The sequence below is a fragment of the Acidovorax sp. genome (assembly GCF_022763525.1).
Classification (GTDB): Bacteria; Pseudomonadota; Gammaproteobacteria; order Burkholderiales; family Burkholderiaceae_C; genus Acidovorax.
Window position 1 is genome coordinate 1 of sequence record NZ_JALEGG010000303.1, and the last position, 8,266, is coordinate 8,266.

Here is an 8,266-nt window from a genome sequence, read left to right on the forward strand (position 1 = left end):
CTGCTGCATGGCTGGGGCGGCCACGCCCGGCAGATGCTGCCCCTGGCCGAAGCGCTGGCGGAGCGCGGCCTGCGCCCCGTTCTGGCAGACCTGCCCGCCCACGGTGCCAGCCGCGGCCGCACCAGCAACCTGCCGCAGTTCGCCCGCGCCATCGAATACACCACCGAACGCCTGCATGCCCAGGACGCGGCGCCACGCGCCGTGGTGGCCCATTCGCTGGCCGCCAACGCGGCCGCGCACGCAGCCGGCCGGGGCCTGGCGACCGAGCGGCTGGTGCTGCTCGCGCCGCCCGCCTCGGCACACGAATACACCCGCCTTTTCGCGCAGGTGTTCGGCCTGTCCGAGCGCACGCGCGCCGCGCTGCAGCGCCGCATCGAGGCGCGCGAAGGCATCCTGATGCGCCAGTTCGAGCCCCCGGCCGTGGGCCCGCGCATCGCACTGCCCACACTCATCGTGCACGACCGGGGCGACCGCATCAACCGCTTTGCCGACGGCGAGGCCTACCGCGACCACATCGCGGGCGCCACGCTGCTAGCCACCGAAGGGCTGGGCCATCGCAAGTTGCTGCAGGCCACACCGGTGCTGGAAGCGGTGGCGGATTTCGTCGCCCCGCCGGCAGGGGGCTGAAGGCCGCGGCGGCCTCCCCACAGGCGCAGGGCGGGGGAGCGAGTGCCAACCCCTGCACGGCAAGGGATCCTCTGCACGGATCCCGCGGGAAGCGTGCGCAGCGGGTCGGGATGGGCTGCTTGCTTGGGCAGCTAACGCAGCAATAGCCGAAGCTATGTCGAGGTTTTGCTTGCGCAGCAGACCGCCCGGGGCCGCAGATGCACCCGGCGCAGTGATTCGTGCAAAGCATCCCAAGGTGACCACGGCGTGGGCCTATCATGCGCGGATACGGCACGCTCCCGTGCCCCCCGGCATGCTCCCGCGCGCGCCGGGCCCCGCCCACCCTGGTTTGCTTTCGATGCCCCAATTGATGTCTGCCTGGCCTGCCCTGGCCTACTTGCTTCCGGCCCTTCTGCTGGTGTCGGCCTTGTACTTTCTGGCCAAGGGCAATCGCAAGGCACTGGCCCAGCTGATGGCGCTGCTGGCGTGCTTTGTGATGGGCGCCCTGTTGATGGAGTTCTTTGTCTTCATGGCGGCGCGCATGGCCCGCTCGGGCAGCCCTCAGGCCAACCCGGCGCTGGGCACGGGCACGCTGCAACTGCTCAAGACCATGGCCGATCCCCGCTCCATCGCGGCGCCGCCGCTGTCGCTGGCCGCAGTGGCGGCCTACAGCGTGCTGCTGTCGTACCTGTGGCTGCTGGTGACCTGGGTGCTGCACCTGCGGGGCAAGGAGGGCGCAGGCACCGGCCGCAAGAAATCCGCCCGGGCTCCGCGCAAGGCCGCCAGAGCCTGAAACCTTTCCCCGGTGCCAGGGCCTGGTGCTCCGAGCGTTTTTGGCCCCTCGCGCTTGTATGGCAAGCGCAAGCAGCTACATAACTGATAGCAAGCGCAGCACCCGGCATTGACGCAGGGCAATACCTGCCGGCCCGCGCGTGCCCACAATGGCCGCCTGCCCATACCCGCGCCGGGGGACCGCCCCCGCGTTCTTCCATGACGACTCCCGACTGCGATGTCCTCATCGTCGGCGCAGGCCCTGCCGGCCTGTCGCTGGCCATTTCGCTGGCACAGGCCGGCTTCACTGCCACAGTGGTCGAGCAGCAGGCCGCAGCCACGCTGGCCGCGCCCGCACCCGACGGCCGCGAGATCGCCCTCACCCACCCCAGCCGGGCCACCCTGCAGTGGCTGGGCAGCTGGGCCGAGCTGGCCGATGGCGAAGTGGGCACCATCTGCCAGGCCCAGGTGCACGATGGCCCCCTGGGCCAGCACAGCGCGCTGCAGCTGGATGCCCGCGCCACCCATGGCGCAGGCCCCGCGCCCGAGGCGCTGGGCTTCATCGTGCCCAATCACGCCCTGCGCCGCAGCGCCTACGCGGTGGCGGCGCGCACGCCGGGGGTGCGCATCCTCACCGGCGCGCAGGTCACGCGGGTGGCGGTCCTGTCCACCCATGCCGAACTGGACTACGTGCCGTCGTCCGCCCCCTCGCCCAGCGACAGCGCAGCGGCCGGGTCACATCCCACCCAGCGCCTGCGCGCGCCCCTGCTCGTGGCCGCCGACAGCCGCTTCTCGGCCACGCGCCGGCAACTGGGCATCGGCGCCCAGATGACCGACTTTGGCCGCACCGTCATCGTGTGCCGTATGCGCCACGCGCAGCCCCATGGCAACGTGGCGCACGAATGCTTTGGCTACGAGCGCACCCTGGCCGTGCTGCCCCTGCCCGACGCGCCCGAAGGCCACCCGCTGTGCTCGGTGGTGGTCACCGCCGGTTCGGCCGATGCCGCCGCGCTGATGGCGCTGAGCGCACACGATTTTGCCGCCCAGGTGCAGGCGCAGTTCGACCAGCGCCTGGGCGCCGTGGAACTGGTGGGCGAGCGCTACGCCTACCCGCTGGTGGCCGTGTACGCGCAGCGCTTTGCCGGCCACCGCTGCGCACTGCTGGGCGACGCGGCCGTGGGCATGCACCCCGTGACCGCACACGGCTACAACCTGGGCCTGGCCGGGGTGGAGCGCCTGACCGCCGCCCTGGTGGACGCCCGCCAGCGCGGCCAGGACATTGGCAATCCCGCCGCACTCAGCCGCTACGCGCGCGAACACCACCGCCACGCCTGGCCCATCTACCAGGGCACCAACGCCATCGTGCGCCTGTACACCGACGCCCGCCCCGTGCCACGGCTGCTGCGCCAGCTGGTGCTGCAGGGCGCGCGGCGCCTGCCACCACTGCAGGCGGCCATCGTGGGCCAGCTCACGGGCAAGCCGCCAGCGTGGATGCGCGTGCTGGAGCCCGCAACGGCCACGCAGCTTCAAAAAACATAGCTGGTAGCGCTTTTTGGTATTGGCTTGCAGCCGGTTTTGAATGATGAACGTCGCCTGACTTCGGACCGTTCACGCTGAGCTTGTGGAAGCGCCGCGCACGGCTTCCGAAGGCGTGTCCCGGATCCGCCGAAGGACTCGCTTCGCAGCACAAGAGGATGCGATGTGGCCGGGGCGGCTCAGAGGCTGAGAGTTTTTTTGCCGAACCCGAAAGGCGCGCGAAAACGCTTCGGATCTAGGTGCAAAGCACAGCCATAGCTCGGGCTATGGCGAGCATTTGCTTGCGGCGTGCGGAGTGTTTTGGCGTGCATGGCGGGCTGGGACAAAAGATTCTCAGCCTCTCAGTGAGCCCCGTCCTCCACCCCCAAAGTCGCCAGCCCATACAGCGGCGCCCCCAGCCACGGCCGGGTGAGCATGTCCAGCGCCAGCCCCGCCCAGCCATAGCATTCCGACACGCTCTGCTCGCGCAGCAGCGCAAGGCGCGGGTGTACATCGGCCAGCTCGGCCATGCGGCCCACGCCCCAGCAGAATTCGGCACCCGTGGCACCCACGCTGGCATGCACGCCGGCGTGGCCCACCGCTTGGCGGGTCAAGGCATCCAGCACCAGACGTGACCCTTCGGGCGCGTGCTGCGCAAACTCCGCCAGCACGGCGCGCACTTGATCGGGCTGCAGGTACATGAGCACGCCCTCGCACACCACCAGCACCGGCTGCGCGCCCGCGCCCTGCCCAAGGCCGAGCCGCTGCCACCAGCCCGGCTGGGTCAGGTCCACCTGCGCATGGCGCTGGCGCGGGCAGCGCGGCACCAGCAGCGCCTCGCGCAACCCCATCACCGCGGGCAGATCGGCATCCAGCCAATGGTTGGCCCCCGTGTCCAGCCACTGAAAGTGGTGCGTGAGGCCGCAGCCCAGGTTCACCCCCCAGCCCTGCGGGTGCTGCGAAAAAAAGGCAGCCCCCGCCTCCTTGATGGCCCGCGTGCGCCAAAGCACATTGAGCACGGTGGGCAGATCGTCGAGCGTGGCGCTGGCATCCACCTCCAGCCGCTCCAGCAGCTGCGCCGCCACGGCATCGCCACAATCCAGCCAAGGGAAGTAACGCCCCCCATGCGCCCGCGCCGCCAATGGAATCAGCAGGGTGCTGGGCACGGCAGGCAACCGCGCACAGGCCTGCGCGCAATCGGCCGCGCCACGGGCGGCGGAGGGTTGCACTCGGCGTCGGCTGCGGGGCTGCTGCTGCACGGGGAACTCCTTCTGCGGCTGTTGGAGCCACGACGATTGCGTGGCACGCCAGCCAGCGGCCAGCCGTGGCGTGCATTGTGGGCGACCCACTGCACATTGCAACCCATGACCGTCAAGCCGCGTGGGAATGGCCCGTCGGCTAGGGGAAGACCAAAGCCAGTCCCACGGCAGGTGGAAGGGCCGGGGGCGTGTGGAGTTCGAAGAGCTGCTGCTCAAGCATGCGGCCCGTCGGTTCAACTCATCGGCCTCCAATTCATGAGCAGCGCAGCCAACACCAGCAACACAGCTTTGGTGGCGCGCATCGCGGGGCCCGTTCAGGTGATTCACGGTCTGCGGGTGATAGTCGATGTGGACCTGTCCGGCGCTGTACGAGGTACCCACCAAGCGGCAATGAGCAGGTCAAGCGCAATCGGGAGCGGTTTCCGGCAGATTTCCTGTTTCAGCTCACGCCCCAGGAGAAGGCCGAGGTGGCCGCAAATTGCGACCACCTGCACAAGCTCAAGTTCTCCAAGGTGCTGCCCTATGCGTTCACCGAGCATGGGGCGATTCAGGCGGCCAATGTGCTGGCCAACGCCAAGACGGTGGAGATTGGGATTTCTGTGGTGCGGGCCTTCGTGCATTTGCGCGAGGCATCGGCCACCAATGCCGATGTGGCCAAGCGGCTGGCCGAGCTGGAGATGTGGACCGAGAGCCTGGAGCTGTTCCACGATACCTTTAGCCGCAACACCCGGTTGCAATGGCGCCAGCTGCTGGATGCCGTGCGGGAACTGACCACACCGCCTGATCCGCCGAGCGGCCTATTGGGTTTGTGACGCCTGAGGACAAGAAGCATGGCGCCCAATAATCCAGCGGCTAAAGAAGAAGCCACCGGAACCCCACAGCTTTAGCGGCTGGCAGGGGTGGCGGGTGGCTTTTTTTGTGAGTAATAGACCTCAGTGCGTGGCTACCTCAAGACCTAGGCCGCACACGGCATCACGGCTTCGGCCTCTTCCAAATGGCATGGGCAACAATTGCAATCCCGATTAGGAGCGATGGCATCCCTCCCGCCAAGAACTCGTAGTCCTTAGGAAGAAGCAACTTGAACACGTCGTCTACCCAGCAACTCGTGCGGCACATTCGTTGACCGCTCACCATTAAAGCCAGTCCAATTGATATGGCTGTGAGCCCGATTCCAATGCCGATCTTGTTCATACATCGGTCCTATTAGCGAAGGGCTCGCCACATGCGGCCGAGTTGCCCACCACTGCGGCGGTATTTGTCATAGATGTCTGGGAAATCAGTTCTCGGATCAAACTGGGGCGGATTGAACACTGGGCCGAGATTTGTTTGAGTGCACTTGCACCCGCTTGGGGCGTCATCCTGGTGATAGGCCGCAGGCAAGAAATCGGTCGGAGATTTCCCCGGAGTACAAGAGTTTTCACTGCACTCCCACCGCAAGCAACGGAGCCGGTAATCGCCCTCATCCGGGTTGGGTGTGAACATCTCAGCACCTGACTCCCAAGCAGACTGATTGCCCTCGCCAGTAGGCCGCTCAAATGAGCCTGGGCCATGCCTACGCCACTGCCTGCGGTTGTATGCATTGCCGCCGGGAGCGGCAGGCCTCGCAGACCTCAACCCCTCTGGATCGACGAACAAAAGAGGATTCCCCCCCACATAGGTAAACCGATTCCACCCCCCATCCAACCCAATCGGATCCCCCTGCGTATACCGCCCCGTCCTGCCGTCATAGCTGCGGAAGTGGTTGTAATGCAGCTTCGTCTCACTGTCGAAGTACTGCCCCGGATACCGCAGGTTGAACGTCACCTCCGGGATGCTGGCGGCACCTGTGTTGGGAGTGGTGGTTTCGTTGGTAAACCGCTTCGCCCCCGTGGTCGGCTGCTCCTCCCCAAACGCACTGTACGCCCACTGCCACGCCGCTTGCCCATCGGCCTGGGTCAGCTTTTTGGGCGTGTTCAGGTGGTCGCTGTGGATGGCGTAGGTTTGGCCCTTGATCACTGCCGCGATCGGCATGGGGCCGCTGGCGGTGGGCAGGTACAGGTATTGGCTGGTGCCGCTACTGGCGCTGCCGCCGGAGCCGTATTCGCCCAGCAGGCTGCCGTCTTCGGCGTACACGTAGCTCCAGCCCAGTTTCTCGGCGTCGCTGGTGCTGGGGCTCCACAGCTTGTTCCAGAAGTTGAGGATCTGCTGGATCAGGCCGGGGGGTTCTTGTTCGCCTTCTCCTTTTTCATCGTCGTCGGCCAGCAGGTTCTTGCCGGTGCCTGGGGTGGCTGCGCTGCTGAACAAGGGTTCGGTCTTGAACACGCGCTGGCCCAGGGCGTTGTGGGCGTATTTGGTGGTGGGGGCGTCTGGCCCCTGGCCGGTGGTGGCGCTGTCCAGGCGGCCTTCGCTGTCGTAGTGGTAGCGGGTCAGGCCGTCACTGAGCAGGTCGCCTGCGCTGTTGTATTGGTAGGTGACGCTGGTGCTGGCGGTGTTGCCGCCGGCGCTGGTGGTTTGGCTGAAGCCCAGCAGGCGGTTGTGGCTGGCTTCGCCGCTGTAGGTGCGGCTGGTGGTGGTGCCGGCCACGTTGCGGGTGCTGGCCTTGCGGTTGCCGTTGGGGTCGTATTGGAAGGTGGCGGTGTCGGTTCCGTTGGCTGCCGTGGTTCGGGTGAAGCCGGTGATGCGGCCTGCGGGGCTGTATTGCACGGTCCAGCTGGCGGTGGCCTGGGTGATGGTGGCGTCCTGCGGGTTGGTGCTGGCGGGCTGCCAGAGGTTTTGCGTGATGCCGTGGATGCGGCCTGCGGCGTCGTACTGGTAGCTGCTGAATTCGGTGGCGGTGAGCTGGCCTGCGGTGTTGTAGCTGCGGCTGGCGGGGATGGCGGTGCTGGCGCCGGGCAGGTTCCAGCTCCAGCCGGTGGGCTGGCCCAGGGGGTTCCAGGTGATGCCGCTGACCAGGCTTTGGCCGCCCCAGGTGAGGCCGGTGAGCTGGCCGGTGGTGTCGTAGACGTATTGCAGTGCCTGGCCGCCGGGGTAGGTGGTGCTGGCGAGCAGGCCCTGGGCGTTGTAGCTGTAGCTGACGCTGCGGGTGTCGCCGTTGATCAGGCGCTGGGTTTTGGTGGTGATGCGGCCCAGCTGGTCGCGCTCGTAGGTGGTGGTGCCGCTGGCGTCCACGATCTCGCCCAGGTAACCCTTGCTGGTGGCGGTGAGGTCGTAGCGCAGCGTGGTGGTGCGGCCATCGGCATAGGTGATGAGCGTGGGGCGGCCCAGCAGGTCGCGCTCGATGGTGGTGGCCTGGCCCAGGGCGTCGGTGACGGTCTTGGGCAGGCCCAGGGCGTCGTACTGGGCGGTTTCAGTGCCGCTGTCGGGGCTGGTCTCGGTGGTGGCGTTGCCCAGGGCGTCGCGGGTGTAGGTGCTGGTTACGCCTTTGAAGTCTTTGGCTTGGGTGACGCTGTCGAGGGCGTTGTAGGTGAGGGATGCGGTGGCGTTCTCGGCGTTGGTGATGGCCTTGGTGCGGCGCAGAGCGTCCAGGGTATGGCGGGTGCCCTGGTTTAGGCCATTGGTGCTTGCCACCCAATCGCCGTTGCCATCGTAGCCAAAGATGGTGGTGACTTGGCCGCCCAGGGTGACGCTGGCCACGCGGTTGAGGCTGTTGATGGTGCGCGCCAGCCGCCACACGGTTTGCCCCTGGGCGTTGCGGATGTCTTCCTGCGTGCGGTTGCCCATGGCGTCCAGGGTGTAGGCGCCGGAGTTGCCGCGGTTGTCGCTCCAGCCCGTGAGCCGCTGGGCGGCGTCGTAGGTGTAGGTCACGACATGGCCGTGCGGCAGGGTGGCCGTGAGCACCTGACCCGAGGGGCGGTAGGTGAGCGTGGTGAGCAGGCCGCCCGACTTGGTGGTGAGCACCCGGCCCCGGGCGTCGTAGGTGTACGTGGTCACCAGGCCCGTGGGGGCGGTGTGGGTGAGCACGCGGCCTGCGCCGTCGTGGGTGTAGGTGTCCACATGGCCCAGGGCATTGGTGGCGCTGGTGAGGTTGCCGGCGCTGTCGTATTGGTAGCTGGTGACGGCGCCGTTGGGGGCGGTCTCGGTGGCGATGAGGCCGGAGGGGTGGTAGGTCCAGCTGGTGGTGCGGCTGGCACCACCAG

At 67.4% G+C, this 8,266-nt stretch carries 6 protein-coding genes; 4 read left to right on the forward strand and 2 right to left on the reverse strand.

Annotation, left to right across the window (positions count from 1 at the left end; genetic code table 11):
* From MRY84_RS22910 to ubiM, 3 genes are all read left to right on the forward strand, one after another.
* A partial coding sequence (locus tag MRY84_RS22910) for an alpha/beta hydrolase (RefSeq protein ID WP_291507965.1) occupies positions 1-627 on the forward strand: 627 nt, incomplete at its 5' end.
* A 349-nt stretch (positions 628-976) separates the two neighbouring features.
* A complete protein-coding gene (locus MRY84_RS22915) occupies positions 977-1,399 on the forward strand; it encodes a hypothetical protein (RefSeq protein WP_291507966.1) in 423 nt (140 codons plus the stop codon).
* Positions 1,400-1,596: 197 nt separating this feature from the next.
* Entirely contained in the window at positions 1,597-2,916 is a 1,320-nt protein-coding gene (ubiM, locus tag MRY84_RS22920; RefSeq protein ID WP_291507967.1) for a 5-demethoxyubiquinol-8 5-hydroxylase UbiM, read from the forward strand.
* 338 nt (positions 2,917-3,254) lie between these two features.
* Here ubiM and MRY84_RS22925 read toward each other — a convergent pair whose 3' ends face one another.
* Entirely contained in the window at positions 3,255-4,151 is an 897-nt protein-coding gene (locus tag MRY84_RS22925; RefSeq protein ID WP_291507968.1) for a class I SAM-dependent methyltransferase, read from the reverse strand.
* 218 nt (positions 4,152-4,369) lie between these two features.
* Here MRY84_RS22925 and MRY84_RS22930 point away from each other — a divergent pair, with 218 nt between their 5' ends.
* The gene (locus MRY84_RS22930) at positions 4,370-4,963 is read left to right on the forward strand and encodes an ORF6N domain-containing protein (RefSeq protein ID WP_291507969.1); all 594 of its coding nucleotides are present in this window, start codon (positions 4,370-4,372) and stop codon (positions 4,961-4,963) included.
* Between the two features lie 391 nt (positions 4,964-5,354).
* Here the strand turns inward: MRY84_RS22930 and MRY84_RS22935 are convergent.
* A partial coding sequence (locus tag MRY84_RS22935; protein WP_291507970.1) for an RHS repeat-associated core domain-containing protein occupies positions 5,355-8,266 on the reverse strand: 2,912 nt, incomplete at its 5' end.